The organism is Candidatus Gracilibacteria bacterium (genome assembly GCA_028687475.1).
Classification (GTDB): Bacteria; Patescibacteriota; Gracilibacteria; order BD1-5; family UBA2023; genus STC-74.
Genome location: JAQUAB010000002.1, coordinates 43799 through 66742, shown reverse-complemented (window position 1 = coordinate 66742; position 22944 = coordinate 43799). Strand labels below are relative to the sequence as shown.

21 protein-coding genes and 1 tRNA gene are annotated in these 22944 nt (G+C 41.6%); 12 read left to right on the top strand and 10 right to left on the bottom strand.

The features are described from left to right. Positions 1–34 precede the first annotated feature (34 nt). Positions 35–2665, bottom strand: coding sequence for a ribonucleoside-diphosphate reductase subunit alpha (locus PHY14_03150; GenBank protein ID MDD2693905.1), 2631 nt, complete (start codon positions 2663–2665; stop codon positions 35–37). A 273-nt stretch (positions 2666–2938) separates the two neighbouring features. On the opposite strand from PHY14_03150, the gene PHY14_03145 reads away from it, so the two are divergent. The 3 genes from PHY14_03145 (at position 2939) to PHY14_03135 (ending at position 5114) form a co-directional block, all read left to right on the top strand. Beyond that, positions 2939–3412 (top strand): adenylyltransferase/cytidyltransferase family protein, encoded by a 474-nt coding sequence (locus PHY14_03145; protein MDD2693904.1) that lies wholly within the window; start codon positions 2939–2941, stop codon positions 3410–3412. Between the two features lie 493 nt (positions 3413–3905). Then, on the top strand, positions 3906–4166 hold the full coding sequence (locus PHY14_03140; protein MDD2693903.1) for a DUF1294 domain-containing protein: 261 nt from the start codon (positions 3906–3908) through the stop codon (positions 4164–4166). 54 nt (positions 4167–4220) lie between these two features. Continuing rightward, positions 4221–5114 carry a pirin family protein gene (locus PHY14_03135; protein ID MDD2693902.1) on the top strand — a complete coding sequence of 298 codons (894 nt, stop codon included), beginning with the start codon at positions 4221–4223 and terminating at the stop codon, positions 5112–5114. On the opposite strand, the gene PHY14_03130 is transcribed toward PHY14_03135, so the two are convergent. Then, positions 5109–7385, bottom strand: coding sequence for a UvrD-helicase domain-containing protein (locus PHY14_03130; protein ID MDD2693901.1), 2277 nt, complete (start codon positions 7383–7385; stop codon positions 5109–5111). The genes PHY14_03135 and PHY14_03130 overlap by 6 nt on opposite strands. 114 nt (positions 7386–7499) lie before the next feature. On the opposite strand from PHY14_03130, the gene PHY14_03125 reads away from it, so the two are divergent. Then, complete coding sequence (locus tag PHY14_03125) at positions 7500–8129, top strand: hypothetical protein (protein ID MDD2693900.1); 630 nt, start codon at positions 7500–7502, stop codon at positions 8127–8129. 38 nt (positions 8130–8167) lie between these two features. Here PHY14_03125 and PHY14_03120 read toward each other — a convergent pair whose 3' ends face one another. Further along, positions 8168–8914 (bottom strand): TIM barrel protein, encoded by a 747-nt coding sequence (locus tag PHY14_03120; GenBank protein MDD2693899.1) that lies wholly within the window; start codon positions 8912–8914, stop codon positions 8168–8170. Between the two features lie 169 nt (positions 8915–9083). Between PHY14_03120 and PHY14_03115 the strand changes: the two genes are divergently transcribed. Next, positions 9084–11333: a RelA/SpoT family protein gene (locus PHY14_03115; GenBank protein MDD2693898.1), complete on the top strand. Its 2250-nt coding sequence runs from the start codon at positions 9084–9086 to the stop codon at positions 11331–11333. Between the two features lie 3 nt (positions 11334–11336). Here the strand turns inward: PHY14_03115 and PHY14_03110 are convergent, their stop codons facing one another. Continuing rightward, on the bottom strand, positions 11337–11582 hold the full coding sequence (locus PHY14_03110; GenBank protein ID MDD2693897.1) for a hypothetical protein: 246 nt from the start codon (positions 11580–11582) through the stop codon (positions 11337–11339). 98 nt (positions 11583–11680) lie between these two features. Between PHY14_03110 and PHY14_03105 the strand changes: the two genes are divergently transcribed. Both PHY14_03105 and PHY14_03100 read left to right on the top strand, forming a co-directional pair. Further along, positions 11681–12214 (top strand): hypothetical protein, encoded by a 534-nt coding sequence (locus PHY14_03105; protein MDD2693896.1) that lies wholly within the window; start codon positions 11681–11683, stop codon positions 12212–12214. Positions 12215–12266: 52 nt separating this feature from the next. Next, positions 12267–12341 (top strand) — tRNA-Gln (locus PHY14_03100). 40 nt (positions 12342–12381) lie between these two features. Here PHY14_03100 and PHY14_03095 read toward each other — a convergent pair. Then, positions 12382–13047, bottom strand: a complete 666-nt coding sequence (locus tag PHY14_03095; GenBank protein MDD2693895.1) for a hypothetical protein — start codon at positions 13045–13047, stop codon at positions 12382–12384. A gap of 85 nt (positions 13048–13132) precedes the next feature. On the opposite strand from PHY14_03095, the gene PHY14_03090 reads away from it, so the two are divergent. Together PHY14_03090 and PHY14_03085 are read left to right on the top strand one after the other, a co-directional pair. Further along, a complete protein-coding gene (locus PHY14_03090; protein MDD2693894.1) occupies positions 13133–13522 on the top strand; it encodes a Holliday junction resolvase-like protein in 390 nt (129 codons plus the stop codon). Between the two features lie 60 nt (positions 13523–13582). After that, positions 13583–13984 carry a hypothetical protein gene (locus PHY14_03085; protein MDD2693893.1) on the top strand — a complete coding sequence of 134 codons (402 nt, stop codon included), beginning with the start codon at positions 13583–13585 and terminating at the stop codon, positions 13982–13984. A gap of 48 nt (positions 13985–14032) precedes the next feature. Here the strand turns inward: PHY14_03085 and PHY14_03080 are convergent, their stop codons facing one another. From PHY14_03080 to PHY14_03070, 3 genes are read right to left on the bottom strand one after another with little or no spacing between them, the layout of a single operon-like run. Continuing rightward, complete coding sequence (locus PHY14_03080) at positions 14033–17320, bottom strand: efflux RND transporter permease subunit (protein MDD2693892.1); 3288 nt, start codon at positions 17318–17320, stop codon at positions 14033–14035. Positions 17321–17337: 17 nt separating this feature from the next. Next, the gene (locus tag PHY14_03075; protein ID MDD2693891.1) at positions 17338–19176 is read right to left on the bottom strand and encodes a biotin/lipoyl-binding protein; all 1839 of its coding nucleotides are present in this window, start codon (positions 19174–19176) and stop codon (positions 17338–17340) included. A 29-nt stretch (positions 19177–19205) separates the two neighbouring features. Continuing rightward, positions 19206–19448, bottom strand: a complete 243-nt coding sequence (locus PHY14_03070) for an AbrB/MazE/SpoVT family DNA-binding domain-containing protein (GenBank protein MDD2693890.1) — start codon at positions 19446–19448, stop codon at positions 19206–19208. 170 nt (positions 19449–19618) lie between these two features. Here PHY14_03070 and htpX point away from each other — a divergent pair, with 170 nt between their 5' ends. Both htpX and PHY14_03060 read left to right on the top strand, forming a co-directional pair. Further along, positions 19619–20539 carry a protease HtpX gene (gene htpX, locus PHY14_03065; GenBank protein ID MDD2693889.1) on the top strand — a complete coding sequence of 307 codons (921 nt, stop codon included), beginning with the start codon at positions 19619–19621 and terminating at the stop codon, positions 20537–20539. A 90-nt stretch (positions 20540–20629) separates the two neighbouring features. Then, positions 20630–21070 (top strand): hypothetical protein, encoded by a 441-nt coding sequence (locus PHY14_03060; protein MDD2693888.1) that lies wholly within the window; start codon positions 20630–20632, stop codon positions 21068–21070. A 4-nt stretch (positions 21071–21074) separates the two neighbouring features. On the opposite strand, the gene PHY14_03055 is transcribed toward PHY14_03060, so the two are convergent. Further along, a complete protein-coding gene (locus tag PHY14_03055; protein MDD2693887.1) occupies positions 21075–21284 on the bottom strand; it encodes a KTSC domain-containing protein in 210 nt (69 codons plus the stop codon). 127 nt (positions 21285–21411) lie between these two features. Beyond that, positions 21412–22197 carry a type I methionyl aminopeptidase gene (map, locus tag PHY14_03050; GenBank protein ID MDD2693886.1) on the bottom strand — a complete coding sequence of 262 codons (786 nt, stop codon included), beginning with the start codon at positions 22195–22197 and terminating at the stop codon, positions 21412–21414. 209 nt (positions 22198–22406) lie between these two features. Between map and PHY14_03045 the strand changes: the two genes are divergently transcribed. After that, positions 22407–22934: a hypothetical protein gene (locus PHY14_03045; GenBank protein MDD2693885.1), complete on the top strand. Its 528-nt coding sequence runs from the start codon at positions 22407–22409 to the stop codon at positions 22932–22934. Positions 22935–22944 lie beyond the last annotated feature (10 nt).

Below are 22944 nucleotides of genomic sequence, written 5' to 3'. Positions count from 1 at the left end.
GCCTTCGCAGGAATGACAAAACTCCTATTAATTATTATCATGAACAACTTACACAATTCTCTTTACTTACCTCACTCGAGAGTGAACGGACGTAGTACACGGTCTTTACACCCTGCTTCCAACTCTTCATATAGTATCCGTAGAGCTGAGCTGGAGATACCTTCGATGGGTCGATCATCCACTCGAATGAGATAGACTGATCAATCCAACGGTAGATAGTGGAGATCATATCGATGACGTCGTTCATATCCATATTCACGTATTCCTTGTAGAACCAGAAGTTCTCAGCATTGAGCTTCGGCGCGATACGGATTGTCGGAGAGGAGAGATTCGTCTCGACGAAATACTTCTTGTAGATCGGGAGGAGGGCTGCTGTCGTACCGACGATACCTGCAGTAGAGGTATTTGGTGCTGGAGCAGAGTGATATCCAAATCGAGTTCCCGTTTTCTTCATGTCTTCGAGAAGTGCTGTCCAGTCGAGATGCTTGTTGTGTGTCTCTGCTGTGAGAGTCGCTGCATCTCGTCCGAGAACGATTCCCTTCGAGTGTTCACTGCCTGGAAAGAGTGGATAAGCTCCACGTTCGCGAGCGATGTTCACAGAAGCGCGATAGGTGTAGTAGGTGTAGAGCTCGAAGAGTTCATCGACCTTTGCTCGTGCCTCAGCAGAGTCGTACGCCATAGAACGAGTCGCGAGGTACTCGGCGAGACCGAGGTACCCGATACCGATAGAACGGTACTTCATCGCTGTGAGTTCTGCGTTCTTGATCGGGAACTTGGTGATCGTGATGACATTGTCGAGGAGACGACAGATGACGTCCATAGTCTCGGCAATCGTTTTCTCATCGTAGACTTTCGCCATGTTCACAGACGCGAGATTACAAGTGACAGTATCACCTGGCTCATAGCGGAGAACGATATTTCCCCCTTCGATGGTTTCTTCGATGAACTTCGCTGGTGAACTGTTCTGACAAATCTCTGTACAGAGCTGGCTCGAATAGACATTTCCTGCGTGCTTGTTCGGATTCATCGCATTCACCGTGTCGCGGTAGAATACGTATGGCATACCCGTTTCGACGGTTACCTTGAGGAACTGTTTGAAGAGATCTTTTGCTTTGATGACTTTCTTCATTTCGAGGGTTTCATCTTTTTCGATTGCTTCATAGAAAGCATCGAACTCCGCTCCGAAGTGATCTTCGAGTTTCTTTCCGTATTTCTTATCGACTTCGTATGGATCGAAAAGTGTCCAATCATCACCAGATTCGACGCGACGCATGAAAATATCGGGAACAGAGATAGCTGGGAATACATCGAAGGCTTTTCCTCGGATATCTCCTGTCTCTGTCTGAAGGTCGAGAAAATCATGGATATCGCGATGCCACACATCGAGCGTCACAGAGACTGCACCGAGACGAGCTCCGAGCTGATTCACGGCAACAGCCGTATCATTGATGACCTTGATCCATGGATTCACACCTCCAGCTGCACCCTTGATCCCGCGGATAGATGCTCATTGTGAGCGAATATGTCCGAGATAGACACCTACACCTCCACCATATTTCGAAATCTGAGCGATATCCTCGATACCGTGGTAGATAGAACGGAGATCATCACCGACATTGAGCTTGAAACAGCTCGTGAGCTGATGCCAGTTGGTACGTGCATTGATAAGCGTCGGAGTTGGGAGAGAGATTTTCTGTCCAGAACACTGCTCGTAGATTTTGAATGCGAATTCGAGACGGTTCTCATCTTTCTCAGGAATCGCGAGAAAAAGCGCAACGGACATGTAGAGTTCCTGTGGAAGCTCGCGGACGAATTTGTTCGGATTGAGGAGGTAACGTTTTCCGAGAGAGAGGATAGTCGTGTATCCATATCCCATATCATTCTGTTTTCCGACTTTTGCGAGGATTTCTCCAGCCTTCCGGATATCTGCTTCACTGTAGTACTTCATGAAGTCTTTGTAGTAGAGTCATTCTTCGACGTAGGCCTTGAAAAATGTGAGATATGATTCTGGTGTGTAGATTTCCTTTTGTCCGATGTTGCGGTTCTTCCCTGCTTTTTTGTAGAGGTCAAACAGTGCAAGGCGTCCAGCGACATGTTCCCAAGCGATATTCTCGACGCTCACGAGGTCGATACACGTCTTGATGAGGAGTTTTGCGATGTCGGCTGTCTTGATATCTTCGACGATATTTTTCTTGAATGCCTCCATGAGATCATCGAATGTACATTCTTTCTCATATCCTTTTGCTGCATGTTTGAAGAGGCGTTCGATTTTCGCAACGTCGAAAAGCTCTTTGTGTCCGTCAGATTTTGTCACTTGGAGTTTGTTTTTTTCGAATTCCTTGATACGTTTCTTGTTTTCTTCTTCACGTTCTCCTTGGCGTTCTGCACGATAGATGATGTATTGTTTCGCGACTTCGAACTTGTTGAACTTCACAAGATTTCGTTCGACGATATCCTGAACATCTTCCACGGATGGGATACGATTCACGAAAATCTCACTATAGACATGTTCGAGATCTTTGACGATAAAATCAGTAACGACAGGGATGAATGATTTCTCATTCTCACCACAAGCATTACAAGCCATTTCGATAGCTTCTTCGATGCGTATACGGTCGAATTCGACGATATCACCATTGCGTTTGCGGACTTTTTCGAGGGACATAGTTCAGTTAAAGGTGAAAAATTAAAAGTGAAGAATTGTGGAACGAGAACAAAAAAATCGACCACGTATTTGTATTTGTAGACCTATCAAAAATCTATATACTACTGGTCGAAATTGGAGATGAGAAATGAGAAAGAGTATCACATAGATATACAAGATATTGTGTTATTGAATCTACTCTTTCCACCATATCTTGTCAAAAGAATTTTGAAAATTGTGCACCTTTTGTGTACATAAAGGCGTTGTATCTCATATTTGACTTATCCTCTCATTATGTCATTGACTGGTTTATCTGATTCTGATGCGGAAGATAGTACTTGAAAATCTCTTAAAGCCCATAGAGAAAAGACGCTTGACCATGTGATGACTTTCGGTACATTTGATATTTTCCATCCTGGGCATGTTTTTTACCTTTCTGAAGCGCAAAAATTCGCGAAGAAAATGACAGTTGTCATCGCTCGTGATGCACGAGTTCTCTCGGGAAAATGACGAAGTCCGGTCGATAATGAGAATGTGCGTCTCTCGAATGTGCAGAAATCCTTTCCAGATGCGAATGTGATTCTCGGAGATGAAGTGGACATGTTTGCGCCGATTCGCACGCTCCATCCAGACATTCTCGCTTTTGGCTATGATCAGCGAGTTCCTGAGGGGAAGATCCATGAGTGCTTCCCTGCTCTCGAGTTTGTGAGAATAGGTGGGTATGAGACGGAGAAATGGAAGAGTAGTATTCTAAGAAAAACTTTTTAATTATTTTTAAGAAACTCCTCCAATGCTTTTTCAACATCAGAATCTAATGAATGTATGTTATAGGGGGCACTATGTTGAATTAATGTACTATAATTGTTAGTGCTTCACCAGAAAATAAATAATAAAATACGTATTATTAAGTACCAATAAGTAAATTTTGTTATTAGTACGATGTTTCTTAAGTTTTTGGAGAAGATAGCAATAAGTAGATAATTAAGATATACTATAGGGTACAGGAGAGATCAAACCATAAATAATACTGGAATCAACACAGATATTCATATATATTTTATAGATCCAATCGCCGCCAATCCCATTATATTTGCTATAAAAAGAAATGGATATAGTATCAATGGTAAAGCTAGTATAACAATATGAATGTATTTTCTCATGATATTTATTAATACAGAACAGCAATAAAATAATACTCTATTAAACAGTAAATTGCAAATTTCAGAATTTCAAAGTTCTTTATCTTATATTCATAAATGGAATGTTCCCCTATCTCCTCCTCTTCATCAACCTCCTTGCCTACGCTATCATGTGGATAGATAAGCTGAAATCCATCTACAAATGGTGGAGAATATCAGAGAAAACCCTCTGGATTTTTGCGATTCTCGGATGAGTTTTTGGTATATGGCTCGGGATGCAAGCGCCACTCTATCACAAAGCAGGAAAGAGGAATTTTCGAGTGTGGATTCCTGTTATTCTCCTTTTTTGGACAGTGTTTATCGTATATTACTTTATAAAATAAATTGATTTATCAGATTTTCTCTATAGGATAAGAGTTATAACTTATCCTATTTTTATGCTCAAAAAAAACATCAGACTCGAACATCCTCGAAGAAATCATATGGTGGGTGATGGATTCCGTGTTTCACAATATATTCCTGGATATGGTCGTGAGATGAGCAACGAGACGAGCCCATTTCTCATGCTCGACTACAATGCTCCATGGAAGATCGAACCACAATCAGGTGGGCATCGTCCTGGGGTGGGATATCATCCGCATCGAGGATTCGAGACGGTGACGATTGTCTACTCGGGTCAGATCGAACATCAGGATACTGCGGGTCACGGAGGAGTGATTGGCGCTGATGAGGTGCAGTGGATGACTGCGGGGAGTGGACTTCTGCACAATGAGTTCATGACGGAAGAGTTCGCTCGGATGTGAGGCGTACAACATGTGGTGCAACTCTGGGTGAATCTCCCTCGCGAACACAAGATGGCCACACCGCACTATCAGTCATTAACCCGCGATATGATCCCAGAAGTGGCTATTGATGGAGGAAGGGCTCGGGTTATTGCAGGAAATCTTCAAGTGAAAAATGAACAATGAATCAGTATTGAACAATCAGGAATCACAAAAACATTCTCTCCCGTAGAACTCTATGATATCCGTCTTGAATGAGTATGAAAAAATATACTCACATTTCCTGAGTGATACAATGCGATGATTCTCGTTGTTGAATGAAATATTGCTCTCAATGATAAAGCTCTCACAAATGGTGACATGATATTTCTCTCCCAAGATGGAACTGAGGTTCAATTTGTATCAGATAGTCCTGTAAAAATCCTTGTCATGGCAGGAAAACCGCTCGATGAGCCTGTGGCTGCATATGGCCCATTCGTCATGAATACGGATATTGAGATTATGCAGGCATTCCAGAATTATCGGGATGGGAAAATGGGGGAATTATAGTTTCTCTATCGGCGCAATCTCGATATTCATCTTCTTGATTCCTGTTCCGGAGAATGCGATATCTGCGATTGCTTCTTTGAGCGAAACAATCGTTCCGATTCCATACTGAGGATGTTTGATACGATTCCCTACAGCAAAGTCTGAGGCATTGTTCTTCTTGCCTGATTTTTGTACAGGACTGATACCTGGTTTCGGAGTTCATAATGTTCCTCCGAGCGAGCTTCCGAATGCACTTCCGAATGTCGAGAATCATTCACTTCCACCGCCGAAGATACTCTTCGCTGAACCGCGATTCTCCTCGACATGGATATATTCTGCTGGGATTTCTTTCACGAATCGACTCTTCGGATTTGCGCTATAGTTTCCGAAATTATATCGCTCGTGGGCACGAGAAATATAAAGAGTTTCCTTGGCGCGAGTGATGGCTACATACATGAGACGACGCTCTTCTTCGATAGCACTGGCCTCGAGGAGTGATCGTGAATGTGGAAAGACTCCTTCCTCAGCTCCGGCGATGACGACATGCGGGAACTCGAGTCACTTCGCGAGATGGACGGTCATGAGTGATACCATATCTTGGCTATTCTCATTATCACGATCTTGGTCGGTGATGAGTGCAATATCTTCGAGGAATGTGGCGAGATTTTCTGGGAATAGCATCCCATCATAGCGTGATGCCATATTGAGAAATTCTTCCACATTTTCTACCTTTCCCTCGTATTCTTCTTCGGTGTATTCCTCCTTCAGATAGTCGAGATAGTTTGTGCGCTTGATGAGACTCTCCATGACTTCAGCTACAGAACCTGTTTTCGCGAGCTCACGGAGCGTCTTGTATGTGAGGCAGAATCCTTGGATTCATTTTGCACCAATTCCTGTGAGGGAATTCAGGAGAAAATCATTCTCTGCGAATTCATCGAGCGTGAGGTGTTCACGGCTGAGGACTTCGAGGAAGTTTTCGAGCGATTTCTCACCGATTTTTCGACTCGGGACATTGATGATGCGTTTCATACTCATGCTGTCTCCAGGGTTGAATATGAGGCGCATATAAGCAAGTATATCTTTTATTTCTTTTCGTTCATAGAACTTCACTCCTCAGAATACTCTATAGGGTATATTTTTTCGGATGAGTGATTCTTCGATGAGACGGGATTGTCCGTTCGTACGGTAGAGGATCGCCCAGTCTCAATACTTAATTCAAGATTTATCTTCCGTTCCATTTTCTCAATTTTGAATTTTGAATTTTGAATTTTGAATTTGCGAAGCAATCAGTTCCGTCTCGTGTTTCTCATCGAGTCCATCGAGCATAGTGATTTTCTCGCCCACAGGATTTTTCGTGAAGAGGGTTTTCTTCATCTGATTCGTATTGTTTTTGATGACTGCATTCGCGGCATCAATAATCATCTGTGTCGAACGGTAGTTCTCTTCCAGGTTGATGACTTTCGCTTCTGGGTAATCCTTCTTGAAGGAGAGAATATTCTCGATGTCTGCTCCACGCCATGAATAGATTCCTTGCCAATCATCACCGACCACACAGAGGTTGCGCGTATTGCTCGCAAGGATACGGATCATCTCATACTGGAGGAGATTCGTATCCTGATACTCATCGACCATGAAGTATCGGAACCGATTATGGAAATATTCCACCACTTCATCGATATCGAGTATCTGACGGAAGAGGAGAAGGAGATCATCGAAATCGAGTGCATTGTCCGCTTTGAGTCGTGCCGCATATTCCTTGTAGACCTCAAGTACGACCGACTTCGCATAGGAATCAACCGTTGCTGAGTATTCATTCGGTGTGAGTCACTTCCCTTTTGCTCCTGATATCATCGAGTGGATCGCGCGAGGGTTGAATTCCTTGTCATCGATATTCTGACGCTTCATGATCTCCTTCGTGAGGCGAGTACAGTCGTCACTGTCATAGATAACGAAATCCTTCGAATATCCAATCTTGTCGATGAACATGCGCAAGAAAAACGATGCCACCGAGTGGAATGTTCCAATCGTTGGAAGTCGATTGTTGCGAAATGGGTTCACACCGTTCATATCGACTCCGAGACGTTTCCCGATACGTTCGCGCATTTCTCGGGCTGCCTTGTTCGTGAACGTCACACAGAAAATCGATCGTGGGTCGATATTTCGATCCTCGATCATATGAACGACACGTTCAGTGATGGTATGGGTTTTTCCTGATCCGGCTCAGGCGTTGATGAGGAGTGGGCCATCGATGGTGAGGACAGCTTCTTGTTGTTGTGGGTTGAGGTTGGACATGTGCGGCAGTGTATGGAAAAAGGTGAAAAAATCGAGGGAAAATTCATTTTTCTTGCAATTCCCTTCCTTTCTGATATACTCCTGGCTTAGTATACCTTATCTGTTCCATACCTCGTGGATCTCGTCAAACTTTTTGGTTCGCGTTCGCGCGTCAAACTTCTCGAAAAACTCGTCATCGAAGATGTTGTAGCTCGCTCTAGCACTGGGTTTTTTATCCGTGAATTGTGTCGTGACACTGATGAACAGATCAATGCTGTTCGCCGTGAGCTCATGAATCTCGAAGCACTCACGATACTGAAGTCATACGAACAGAATAAGAAAAAGTATTATATGATGAATCACAATTGTGCGATTTATCATGAGATTGTCGAGATGTTTTTGAAGTCGTACAATATCCTTGTGCCAGTGAAAGAATTCTTCAAGTGACGCAAAAATCTGGATCTCGTGACGATTTCTGAAGCGGTTCTGGATTTTCGCAATGAGACCACGAACAATATCGTCGACATCTTCATTATCGGAGATCTCGATAAGATTGAGTTCAATAACTTCCTCGAGAAAACGTTTTTCGGAAAGAAAGTGAAATATGCCATCATGTCGCTCGATGATTTCTCGAATCGCCTCGAATACAACGATAAGCTCGTTCTCTCGATTCTTGCTCAGAAAGGCAATATATTCCTCCGTGATCGACTCGAGATCGAATGAACGGTCGAGAACAAGCTTCGCGCTATGAAGATGTTTAACTAAAAACTCCTGAAATTCAGGAGTTTTTTTGTAGGAGATTTCTAATAGTATCTCTCGAGAAATGAACGAGCTTCTTGGAGGCGTTTGATGACTTGTTCATCTTCTCCGGCAGAGAGTTCGTCTGCGTTCACGAGGAGTGTGAATGGGCCATTGTATCCAGATTCTTTCATGCGGATAAGGAGACTCTCGAGAGGCATATTCCCTTCTCCTGGGAAGAGATAGTTTTTCTCTTCAGTCTTGTCAGTTAGATAGACATGATTGATCGTATTTCCGAGGAGTGTGAATGTTTTCATGAGATCGATTCCACTTTCCGGTTCGACATTTCCGATAGAGAGTGCCGTATGTGATGTGATCTTTTTGATAGTTTCTGGTCTGGCATCACCATATTCAGAGATGATGAAGAGCCAAGTTTTCGGAGGAGCATTCGTGACGGCGATGGTGATATTCGGATATTTTGCTTCGAGGATTGTGAGATATTCGCCGAACCAATCTTTCTCTTTATCGAGTCTGTGTGGCGGATGAAGATTTACAAGAGAAACCCCAAGTTTCCCAGCAATAGCGAGTACTTCATCGACTTGTTTTTTTGTGACTCGTCTTTCTGGCGCGGAGATGCTTTCGACTTTCACTCCAGATATTTCGACGAGACTTGCTATATATTCCGCATTGCACGTATCGTATTGATCGAAATCAATCACCAGGTCGATACCATCGTATTTCGCTTCTTTCGCGAGAAGAAAAACCTTATGGAGTCCATATCATGCGAGCGACGAAGTCGAGAGGAGAAGCATATTTTTCGGATTACAGAATAAACAAACATCCAATATTGTTCTTATCTTATCAGAAAAGCAGAAATATTCCAAACTTTTGTACGTGTTTCGCCGAAAATGCTAAATTCAGAATCCATTTGTTTTTTGTGTCACTCTCGGTATACTTTTTGTATCTTATTCCCCTTGTTTTATGTCTGAAAAAATCGAGAACATCGCCGATTATACCGAAGCTGATAGTGTTGCTCATGAGCTCATCGAGCTTGTTTCGGAGTACATGAATATCGACAAGCAGATTATCCATGACCGTATATGGAATACGTATATGTTCGCGAAAGAGGCGCATCATGGACAAGTGCGAAAAAGCGGAGAGCCGTACATCATCCATCCCCTTCTCGCAGCAAAACTTCTCCTCCATCTGAAGCCAGATCTCGTGACAATCCAGTCGTGTATTCTTCATGATGTTATCGAGGATACGGATCGGACAAAAGCAGATATTGCAAAGGAATTTGGCGACGAGGTGGCACTTATTTGTGAAGGACTCTCGAAGCTTTCTGCTATCAAGTATCGTGGAGAAGAGCGAAGTATCGAGAGCCTCCGCAAGATGTTCATCGCGATGGTAGAGGATCTTCGTGTTATCATCGTGAAGCTCGCAGATCGTCTCCATAATATGCAGACACTTCAGCATCATGCCGATCCTCAGAAACGTGAACGTATAGCACTCGAGACGCTCAATATCTATGCGCCGATTGCAGATCGTCTCGGTATCTTTCATATGAAGGAAATGCTTGAGACAGAGTGTTTCCATGTATTACACCCAAAAGAATTCGCAGAGATTACACGAGAACTTGCTGAACTTCAGGAAGAACAGGAATACTTTCTCTCGAAAGCGAAAACAATCATTCGTGAGATGATTCCAGAATCTGTTCCGATTCGGGATATTAGTTACCGTATCAAAGCGCCATACAGTATCTACAAGAAGATTTTTCGCAAGGAATATTCCTATACGCATGCGCGTGATCTCTATGATCTGTTCGCGATTCGTATCATCACCGATACGATTCCTCGATGTTATGAGATTCTCTGAGTGTTGCATAACGTCTTTGTTCCGATGCCGAAGCGCTTCAAGGACTATATCGCACTGCCGAAAGAAAATGGATATCAATCGCTGCATACGACCGTTGTCGGACTGTTTCCAGAGGTTCGTTCACAGCCGACAGAGATCCAGATTCGTACTCCAGAGATGCATATTCAGGCAGAGATTTGAGTGGCGGCGCATTTCGAATATTCGGAGAAATGAACTTCCGCGAAGTCTCAGGACAGTTATTGGGTAAAAACCATCAAAGGAATCGTCGAAAATGTGATCGAAGGAAAAGAATTCATGAGCGAGATGAGTGTGAATGTTTTTTCTGACCAGATTTTCGTCTTCACACCGAAGGGTGATATTATCACGTTGCCGAAGGGTTCGACGCCCGTGGATTTCGCATATGCGATTCACTCGAAATTCGGAAATGAACTCACAATCGCGAAAGTGAATGGACAAGTGGTTCCACTCGATTATACGCTTCGGAATGGAGAAAGTGTCCAAATCGTCACTGATGTTCATCGCAAACCGAATCCTATCTGGCTTTCTTTCGTGAAAACTGCGAAAGCCAAGGAACATATTCGTCAGTTCATGAATCGTGAGGAACGTGGATTTTTTCTCGAAAAATGACGATTTATTCTGAATTCGTATCTCGAGAAAAACTACGGAAAATGACTCGATAAAGAGCTTTCTCTTCTGAAAAATATGGATGGACATATTCTCGATACGAAGCAAAAAGAAGATGTGCTCGTACAGATAGGAAATCTGTCTCGAAAACCATCGAGTGTACTCAAGGCAATTCATGATGATGTGATTCTGGAAATGCTTGGTACGGAGAAAAAAATCGAAACAAAAGATGAGCCAATTCCGAAAGAAAAGAAATCAAGAATACATAATTCTTCCGATGAAGAAATCACGGTTCTTATCGGACAAGAACGCGATATTCCGTACAAATTTGCTCAGTGTTGCAATCCGGTTCCTCCAGATAAAATCATGGGATATATTGGAATGGGTGAGATTACGATTCACCGTTTCGATTGTCCGAATATCGAAAAAATTCAACCAGATCGTCGCATGCCAGCGCAGTGGAGCAATGCACAGACTGATGGTGTGACACTCGAAGTTGAATGTATATTTCACGACAAAATGGGATTATTACGACAAGTTACCGATATTCTCTATCAGGCAGGTGTCAATATCGAATCTCTCACGACGAGCAAGCTTCCGAATGGGGATGTTTCGGATAGATTTATCCTTCACTCTGATGAAGAAGACTATTATCTCTATGATCGATTAGTGGATCGTTTTCGTTTCGCGATTCCAGAGTTCATCGAGATGCGACTCATTTCTATGGGTTAGCTTTTATTTTCCATTCACGATAGTAGGATTCTGTACTTTTCCATTTGTATTGTCGAATGCACCAAAAGGCCATGCAGCACCGACTGCCACGAATCCCATCCCGATGAGGGTTATCGCGAGCACGGTTCCATTTCCTCCGAGGTATTTGAGTGCCCAATCCCAATCTCCAGTGAAGTTGTATATCTGGTAGCGATATCGCATGATCGCAATCCCGATAGCGATGAAGAAGAGTCCGATGAGAATTTTCATAGAAGAATACGATAAAAAAGAGAAGAATTTCCTTTCAGAAATTTGCATTTCCCGAGAGAATATGAGAGAATTATAGGGAAATATTTATTTATGCAAATATGCCACGTCAAATGGCTCTCTGGTGAGAGTGATACAATCCTGAACCGAAAAATATAACCTGAAATGAATCCATTAAACAGGTTGTATGAAAAAATACGGAGGAAGTTTTGGATAGGAAATGAAAGAACTTCAGAGATACTATAGAAACATTATCTGGGGTTTTTACGGTTACTTTTGATGCAAAAAAACTTTCTAGAAATCAAAATGGAAATATTACATATCTTGAATTGCAGATAAAAGATCCTCAGAATAAATTCCTTGGAAAGTTTACTGTATCTTTGGATAAATATGAATTCCAATCATTTCATGATGGTCCTACGGGCATTGAGTATCGGGTTATCAAAAATATGAAAATCAAGAGTATTACAAAAACAGATAGAGGTAATGGTGGTTGGAGGTATAAAAATGTTTCTGGTGATGATATTAACTCTTTCTCTTATTTTCGATACTGTCTCGGGAATGAAATTGTGGAACGCATGTGAAAGTCACTCAAGAATGCCATTCTATACTTCTCTGCAAATGAAAAAGAATAAAAAACTTGAAAAAATTCTGTTTTTCTCTATTATCCCGATGTTTTTCGTCTATTGGGATATCGCCAAGTGGTAAGGCTCCGGACTCTGAATCCGGCATTCGTAGGTTCGAATCCTACTATCCCAGCCATCACATCTCTCAAAAATTCCCCTCAATTTGAGGGGAATTTTTATGCTTCATCTTCGAGCAGACGAATGGTTGTAATCATATTTCGGATAACGAAGTCCACTGGCGGAGTTGTTCACTGGTACTTTCCTACCTTCCCTTCCACGGTTCCACAGAGGATGATACTCGGGATATTCTCATCCTGCACCATCTCGATGCTTCCCTGAATGTCAGAAGGGGCATAGATATCTGCTTCGTATACCAGCATGAGTTTCGTCATGAGTTCGTCGTTCATTTTTTCTGGAGCATTTTGTACGATGATTCCTCCGACTGAGAGCCCGAAATCTTCCACATAATAATCCTTCTGTTCTTCCAGGTGTGTGAGAAATTGTACTCATTCCATGAGGGAATCTCGGTTTTCTTCTGATATTTCTATGGATTCGATTCTCGGATTGTAGGAGAAAAATACATTCGGAACAATGATATCACCGACTTCGTGCATCACATCGATCGATGTTCCAAAATACGGAAGATAGATGCGATCAGGAATGTATGAAGAAGTGATCCAGTCGAGATCATCTTTTGAGAAATTTTCACGGAAGAAGATCAACACCCACTTCCCTTTCTGGTACATGATTTTTGTTGAAGTGTCTTCGACTTTTTCGAGAGAAAGCGCATTCGCGAATCCATCGCGCACGCGGACATCGTTCGTACAGATAACTGATATCATAATTTGATTTTTAGAGATGGGAGGATAATATGGAAAACAACAGATTAGTAAAGCGGGAAATAGTTATAAATAATTCATTTTTATCATGGAGATTCAGTATATTATTATCGGAACGGTATTCGGATTATTTCTTGGATTTTTTCTCGCGAAGATTGTTTTTCTCGGTCAGAAGAAATCCTTCCAACGCGATGCTATCCGAGGTTCGCGCAACAGTATCACGTGAGAAATATATGAGAAAATTCTTCCAGCACTTCCTGATTTTCCCTATACACCGAAAGATATGGTATTTATCGGGAAAGGTACGGATTATATTATCTTTGATGGACTCTCAGAATGATCTCTTCGAGAGATTATTTTTCTCGAGCTCAAGAGTGGCAGAGCCGTATTGAATGCGAATGAGAAAAGTATAAAAAATATCATTGCCCAAAAACGTGTGCGATTCAGTGAGTATCGTATTGGAAGTGTGAGGAATTAGATTCTTGCATTCTAGAGAGAAGTATGGTAGTATTTACCTGTATTATTTATTCTTTATTTTATGGAAGATATAGAAGCTCTTTATGGGAGTATTCCTGACGAAATCAAGAATGCACTCGAATCTGTGATAGGAATACAGGAATTACCCGCAAAGAATCCAAGGCTTATTGATTATAAGGCCTCTCTTTCAGGGGAACAATTTCTTTGGCTTTTTCTTCATGGGGAACAAAAAGATTGGCAATACTATTCGAATATGGATGCGAAGACAAGGGTACGAGATATTGATGATTTATTGGAGGAATTATATGCTTCTTTTGAGAATGCTGAATATAGAAGTGATAAAGATGGATTAAGTAAGGAACAATGAATGCTTTATGATTATATAATATCTCAATTATTAGATAATACTGAATCAGCTATGTCTCGAACTGAAGCTCGTGCCATGAGGACTCTGGGGGTATAGATACTTCATAAAAAAACCTTGAGGAAATTCCTCAAGGTTTTTTGTATATTATTCACTGATTTTTCTTTTCTTTCGTTCAGAGAATTTCCTTTTTATTTTTGTCCATATGGATTCGTGTTTCGCAACGTATATCTCATAGTAGATTCCCTTCACGACGAAGAGAGTGATAGCGGATGCGGCGATGATACCGAAGATGATCGTGAATCCCATACCAGACCAGAACTTATCACGAAGTGCAATCGGAAGGATACCGAGTGCGGTGGTCACGGTTGTGAGGAGCATTGGTTCGAGACGGCTTGATCCTGCCTCGACAAGTGCTGTTATTCATTCCATTCATTTATTCAGATTCTCATTGATAGCAGAAATCAGGATAATACCATGATTCACAGCGATTCCTGTGAAGGCAATGAATCCAATACCAAAAGGAAGAGAGAATTTGTTGTCTGTCAAAAGGAGTCCTATCATCACAAATGGTATCGACATGATGACTGAATAGAGGACAATCGCTGGTTGAGAGAAACTATTGAATTGGAGCGTGAGAATCGCGAATATGACGATAAGTGCGATGAAAAATGCTGACACAATCGCAAGTACGAGTTCACTATTTGACTCATTTTCTCATCCACTCGAATAGGTAATTCATTTTGGAAATGGATATGATTTCGCGTATTCTATGAGTTTCGCTTGATTCGTCACGGTATCGAGTCATTGTTCGAGATTGGCTTCCGCGGTTATCTGGATATCACCATCTTCTCGAGACACCACCGCTGTAGCATTGGTGATGGTGGTGTCTACAAAATCTCGTACCATATAACTCGATGTTCCGACGGTGATCGGAATAGAAAGTATGTCTTCCATTTTCACATCGTCTCAGAATTTGCTGGATCGGATTTTGATATCCATATCCTCATTGTTGTCCTCGATGGAACCTACAGTGATACCATTCACTGTCTGGGTAATCTGAGAGTATATGAGTGCTGGACTGATTCCATATTCTGCGAGGAGATCTTTTTTGAGCTTGAAGATGAATTGTCACGGGGTATCATTCGAAGATCGTCCAACATTTTTGGTTCCTGGCATTTTTTTCAGGAATGCCTCGAAATCTTTTGATACATTGATGAGTGTTGGAAGTCCATCAGTATTCTCTGCTAGGAGCTTAATACCGATTGCTTTCGATCCTGGAGGTCCTCATTTGAGTGCTTCGATGGCGACTTTGTATCCCATGGCTTCATATATCTTGAATTTTTCTCCGATGACTTTTTCGAAAGCAAAAACATCCATTTGGTTTTTGCTATCGCGAATCTTCTTTTTCTGGAGTTGAATACTGAGAGTGGCTGTATTATCTTGGATACTGACACTTGCATAGTCGACTTCGTCATATCCAGAAAGAATATTACTCATCCCAGAAAGTGCTTTTACGGTTGTCTCTGTGCGTTGTCCCACGGGTCATTCTATAGTTCCATTGAGGATGTTATTATCTGAAGCTGGGAAAATATCCACCCCAATTTTTGGTGCGAAAACAATGAATCCGAAAAAGAGAAATACAACAGGAGCGATAATTGCGGTTCTTCTGAGGTACGTGTGTTCGAGAAAATTTCTCAGGATTTTTTTGTACCATTCGGTGATAGTATGGATTATTCGGATTCGTAATGGTGCTCATTTTTCTGCAATTCTTGCTTTTCCGTCACGTTCAATAAGGAGAAGTTCTTTCTCTTCATCGGTGGCATATTCGAGCGCATGTGCATCATCGACATAGGTCTTTCTTTTTTTGACGAACAGGAGATAGAGTGCACTATTGACAGTCAGTGCGAGCACGAGTCCTGTAGCAAGTACTCAGAAAATCGTGACAGGAATATAGGCGAGGAATTTTCCGATAATTCCTGGAAGAGTCATCATCGGAATAAACACCACAATAGTCGTCATCACACCAGCAATAATCGGCACTGCATATTCTCTGAGAGCGAGCATGATGGCAGATTCTGGATTATATCCGACGCGGATTTTTGCACTTGCAGCCTGGACGATCACGATAATCGTATCTACTGCAATACCGAACGAGAGGATCAATGAAAAATTCGTCAGAAAATTCATCGTGTATCCGTTGTAATAGAGGAGCAAAAATGTCGCCAGAAATGCAAGTGGTAGGGTGATGGTTGCGAAAAGTGAATCCTTGAACCCAACGAATAAATACATCGCTACGAATACGAGCGACAGTGTGATCATCGCCTCATGTAACAATTCCTGATAATCATCATTGATTGTGTCGGCGAGGTCATTCCCATAACTGTATCAAAAACCAGAAAAATCCGAATTCTTGAAAGTATCTTCGATGACCTGTTTCGCATTTTTGCTCGCAGTAAAAATACTAGCGCTATCTGTTTTGTTCACTGTGAGTCCGACATATTCGTATGATTGAACTTCTCCTGTTCCTCAGAGAACGAGATAGTTTGTAGCATCACTGATATATTTTCTTTCTATACTAGCGATATCGCCGAGGAGAATAGTTCCTCATTTTGGGAGAGAAATAGGAATCTGGAGAAAGTCAAAGCTTTCCTTGTTCTTCCCTTCTATGCGGAAATCATAATTCTTGTCTCAGACAGAATAATTGCCTATCGGTTGATCTCGATTGTATCACTGAATGATACTCGCTATTGTGCCAATATTGAGTCCGAGATTACTGAGTTTCTCATCAGAAATAATAATATCTACATCATAGCTTGAATCATTTCCACCACCTCATACACCGACTGATTTTTGTGTACTTCCTGCAGAGAGATTCACTTTATTCACGCCACTTGCTTTCTCGATAGCATGTTGGAGTTGTATGGCACGATCATAGAGGAGAGCCTTGCTTGTATTCGGATTTTTCGAATAGAGAAAAACGGAAAATGTGCTATTAGTATCAGTTTCTATTTCGGTGATGATTGGTGTTTTGGCATCAGCAGGAAGTTGTACGCCACTCACTTTATTTCTGATATCATTGAGGAGATCTTTTGTATTCGCATCAGTACGAACGTTGACCAAAATGTTTGATGCTCAGAGCACAGAGTTCGAAGTGATAGTATCGATTCATTTGATATCTTTGATTTTTTTGTAGATCTTGTCTGTCACGAGAGAATCCATATCGACTGGACTGGTTCCAGGATAGAGAGTCATGATTGATATCATGCCGAGATTGACGGATGGACTCGATTCTTTTGGGATTTTGATAATGGCGATCATCCCCATGATGATGAGTGCAATGACAACCAAATAGGAGATTCGAAACTGTTTCACCCAGAAACCAAAGAATCCAGTGTTCAATTTTTCCCGTATTTCTTGATGACGATTATTCATAGTATTTTTGCATTATTTTATTGGAGCGTGAGTGTATTTCGGAGTTCATCATAGTTGCTTATATCTGTCGTTATGATAGCATCATTGATATTGAATTGTCCGAATACTTCGATGCTTGTATTGTTGACTTGCCCGAGTGTGACCGTTTTTTTCATGAGACCAGTTTCCGGAGAGAAAAGAGAAATTTCTCCTTCTTCTTCTGATATGATCTTCACGGCGTTAATAGGAAGAAGTATAGAACCACTATTATTGTTTGCTATAGAAGTGAATCTTATAGAAGCACTTTTTCCGATATATTTCTCTCCATCCTGAACCGCGATTCTGATAGTAGAAAGGAGGTTCGCATTCGCAATATGAGAAACGGCAGTTACTGTTCCTGTGAGAGTTGTATTGTCTACAGAAATATTCACTGTATTGCCAATTCCGAGTGAACTCGCGAGAGACGAATCAACATCGACGACAATCTGGGGTTGTTTTCCAGAAAATTCTGCGATAGCACTTCCTGCGTTCACGGTCTGTCCGACATTTGCGATCATCTTTGTCACAGTTCCATCGACCGGTGCTGAGATAGAGAGTTTGGCATAGTCACGACGAGCTTGATCGAGTGCGATCTGGGAATTTCTCTTCGTTGCATCGAGTTGTGTGAGAGTTGCTTCACGAGACTTGAGAGCATTATTATATGCGAGTTGCGCTTGATCGAGAGAAAGTTTTGCGTTGGTAATCTTGTCTTTGAGATCGATTCGTGCAGATTCATAGTTGACACGTATATCGGTTGATCCATTTATGATTGCATTTTCTTCTGCTGTGAGATTGCGCGAGAGGCTTGCGAGAGCGAGTTTCGTCGCGAGTTCACTATTCTGATAGGATTTGAAAAACACAGTTGTCTGTGATTTCCAGCCATTGAATGTTGCTTCTCCCGATTGAACCAATCACTTGTAGGTATTCCATGCAGTGACCCATCCACTCTGAAGTTCAGTAGAAAGCCCAGCTCCTATGAGATTATTCTGTATCATTAGAATCATAGCATCTGTGAATTTCTGAAGTTCAGTATACCCGCTTCCCACGAGTTCCAGATCATCATTGATTGTCTGTGTTTGGAGATAGGCACCTTTCTCCATTCGTGCACGAATCGCTCCGCGAACTTCATACATTTTCCCCCATTCTTCTTTTGCGAGTGCATAACTATCACCATTATGTACTCCGAGGTAGTGCTCCCAATTGTCATTCGCATGCTCATTTGTGGTAGTGATTCCGAGGATTTTGTCTCCTTCGAAAAGGAGTTGTGTCATCAGACGATCAACATCGGAAATATAACTCTTGTAGTTCTGGTTGTAGGCATCGAGAGTTTTACCATTGCTATTCACGAGTGTATCATACTGAATCGCATTTTTATCTGTGAGGGTGTCGTATGATTGCTGAGCACGTTCGAGTCCAATTCGAGCATTTTCGACAGCCTGATCGAGATTGATTTTCGTAGTTGCGATAGTTGCATCCTGCATCGTCACTGTATTTTCTGCCTGAGCGAGTCGAAGGTCGAAATTATTGATAGTATCTTTGAGAACAGCAATCGTCGTTCCAGCTTTTATTTTTTGTCCTTCTTTCACGAGAAGTTTTCCGATTTCTCCTGCTCATTGGCTCGTGAGTGTGAGGCTCGAACTCGCAGTGATACGACTCGTTTTTTCGACCTCTACTGTTCCGAGAGTATCAGAGACTTTTAGAGTGGATATGAGAAATGGAGTTTTGGTAACTCCTGTTCCTGTTGATCCAGAAAGCGTAGTAGTATCAGTAGTGTCACTTCAGCATGAGCTCAGTACGAGGCTCAATAATATGCCGAGAATAAAAATATTCTTTTTCATGATAAATGTTTCTAAATAGTAAAATCGTTCTATATGTTACACTCAGATTTGAGAAGTTCGATGAATTCTTCCATATCTTCCGCCTTGATGAATCCGACGAATTTTCCATATTTCGTCATCGTCATGAGTGTATCGCCTTCACCTATTTCGAGCATATCGCGAACATCTTTCGGGATAACGATCTGTCCCTTAGTTCCGACAGTGACAGAACCATGCATTTTGACTCCGATGCTTGCTTTGGCTGGAACTTCTTTTTTGGCTTTACCGAACATAATATGAAAAGTTAGAAAAGTAATACAAGTAGGATAATAAGGAATGATGCAATAAAATCAAGTTGATTTTTCATAGAAATTCATACAATGTATTCGTGCTCCATAAATGATAATGTTGTACCAATGTAAAGATAAGCAATCCTTATTTAATCTATAAATTATTCATACATATGTTTACCTATATCAAACGTATTTCTCTTTTTCTTCTCACGAACTTGGCAGTCCTTGTACTTCTTGGATTCGTCATGTCTGTGGTGAATTATTTCTATCCGAATCTTCTCACGGCATATGGTGACTTCACGAGTCTTCTTGCCTTTGCTGCGATATTCGGGTTCGGTGGAGCTATTATTTCTCTTCTTCTTTCTCGATGGCAGGCGAAGAAAATGTATGGGATAATTCTCCTGGATTCTGCTACTCTCCATCAGGAAGATGCTCGTCTCCAGCTCGTCTATCAGACGGTCGAGCGTATCGCGAAATCGAAGAATATCGACATGCCAGAAGTAGGATACTATGAATCGGCAGAACCCAATGCTTTCGCAACTGGTGCATCCAGAAATAGTGCTCTCGTCGCAGTCTCTACAGGACTTCTGAATACTATGGAAAATCGCGAAATCGAATGAGTCGTCGGGCATGAGATGGCACATGTGCTCAATGGTGACATGGTAACACTCACACTTATTACCGGTGTGATGAATACTTTCGTCATTGTACTTTCTCACATTGTATCCCGCATTGTTGCCGGTTTTCTCTCACGTTCTGATAGTGATGAAGGTGGTATTTCCCAGCTCTCATATTTTCTGGTATACAATGTATTACAAGTTGTATTCGGACTTCTTGCTTCTATTGTTATCATGTATTTCTCTCGTATGCGAGAATATCGTGCAGATCTCGGCGGAGCTGAGTTCACTTCGAAGGCAAGTATGATAGCTGGACTCAAACGTCTCCAACAACTCACGAAACTCCAAGATCGTCATGTAGATAACGGGAAACTCACGGCATTCATGATATCTGAGCCAGATTCATTCTGGTCGACGCATCCCTCGCTCGATAATCGTATCAAAGCACTCGAAGAAAACTACCAACTTCCATAAGTCCAGAATCCTTCTCTTTTTGTGAGAAGGATTTTTGTTTCATAAATAGTTCAGAAATATACATAGTTCCTATTTTTTATCTTTTAGACTATGTCTACGGCGGATACGATGTGTGAACGGTGTGATGGACTCTGTTGTCGCGTGTATGATATATTCGACCAGTCGACGGGGAAACTCGTGAAGCGCGCATGAGAAAAATGCGGATACCTCGATATCTCGAATCGGTGTCGTATCCATGCAACACGTGCACGACATCCTGGATTCCGTGATTCGTGTGATGTATATGATTGTCTCGAAGGTTGACCGATTGTGACGACTTTTTCTCGACGGATTCCACTCGATTCTCCTCATCGGACGAGTATCATCTCTTCCTTACTCGAGACTATCAGACTTCGTATCATCGAATCTCCAGAGTCTCGTGCTGCTATACTCCAGTTCGTGGCAGAGCTCCTGAATCATATATCTATAGATGATGGACTTCTATTGTCGGTGAAAGTTGCGCGGGTGAAGATAGAGAGGTGGGGGAAGTAGTTTTTTACTCCGTCACCATCTGATACTTCAGTCGGATATTTTGTGCGAAATACACTCCATGTGATGGTGCGGACATGAGAGCATTATATATATGATGAGGAACTCCTATATATTGGTAGATGCCACCACCATGGAATTCAATTTCGAGGAGTTGACGCTCGGGGTCATATCAGATGGATATGATATTTGAAGAATAGACTGATTCACGACGCATACTATTGGGAAATTATAGGATAAATGCGCCATTCATTATATGAACCAAATATTACAGAAATATTAAATTTTGAAAGATTTTTTCATTTTCTTTCACAAAAAATTCCCCATAATTGGAGAATTTTGTTTTATGCTTTTGTGAGTATTTCACATCATTTCTCTGTCACGAGAATAGTATGTTCCCATTGTGCTGAGAGAGATCAGTCTTTCGTTCGGACAGTCCATTGGTCTTTGTCGAGCTTGGTGGCGAATTTTCCACTATTGATCATCGGTTCGATCGTGAATATCATGCCTGGTTGCATTTTTGGGCCACTATTTTTCTCAGCTTTGTGATAGACGTATGGTTCTTCGTGGAAGTGGACTCCGACGCCATGTCCCGTGTATTCGCGGACAACGGAACATCCGTTTGATTCCGCATATTTCGCTATCTCATACCCGATATTGCCGAAATGATTTCCTGGACGAACTTCCTTTATACCGATTTCGAGCGATTTTTTCGCAACATTCACCACATGTTTCGCCTGTTCACTCACTTCCCCAACCGTATACATGCGGCTCGCATCGCCGAAATATCCATCGACAATCGTTGTGACATCGATATTGAGAATATCTCCTTCTTTCAGTACTTCATCTTCTCGAGGAATTCCGTGACAGATAACATCGTTGAGAGAAATACAAGTACATTTCTTGTAGGCACTTGGTCACTTCCCCCACTTATTATTCCCGAGGTAATCGATACATGCGGATACTCCCCCATTTTTCAGGATAAATGCATTCATGATATTATCGAGTTCGAGAGTGGATATTTCAGGTTTTACGTACTGTCCGATCATATCGAGTGTCATAGCTGTGAGTTTTCCTGCTTTGCGGATTCATTCGATTTGTTCGGGAGTTTTTATAAGGATTCGTGGCATGGATAGACTAAAAAGAAAGATTTTATAAAATTCACTTGCAGTATAGAGAGAAAAGTATATATTGCAAATTGTTGACAATTAATTTAATTATATATTAAAATATGTGACAAGTAGTTCAATTAAGAAATAATTTATGGGGAATTGATGTTCAGGGTCTTCCTGATTGTGAACTTCCAAAAGAAAAGATTCATCGAGCTATTCTTCGTATCATGTCAGATGAGAAACTTACATGAGTGGATATCGCGCAATTGTTTGATGAGTTAAAAGATGATGTGTGAGCTCTTCTATTATTTCTACAGGATAAATCTATAGACGATGCACGAAAACGTGCTCTCTGGATAATTGCAGGATATTATGATGAGGCAAAATGGATGACAGTTCCAAAAGAGTTTCTTCCTCATTTTGAATGTCAGAGAAGGGAAAAGGAAAGAACGAAAGCGTATGCTTTTTCACAAGCTTATCTTCTTTCCAAAAAAATAGCCAAAGAATATTTAGATACCAATAATCTTCAGGAGTTTTATAGAGAAATTCCTAATCTTCTCATTGCATGTATGCAACTTCATCAACTCTGAGTTTTTCCTAGGGATATAGGGAGTGGGTCAACCTGTGCGACACTTTTAGAAGAAGCATTAAGTTTTGCGGAACTTCTTCAGGATGGAATTAAGGATTTCTATATACAAAAAACTCCAGAGATTAGGAATTTACTGGACCAGGTACAGGTACGAAGGGTTGTGTAAGGGGTCAGTT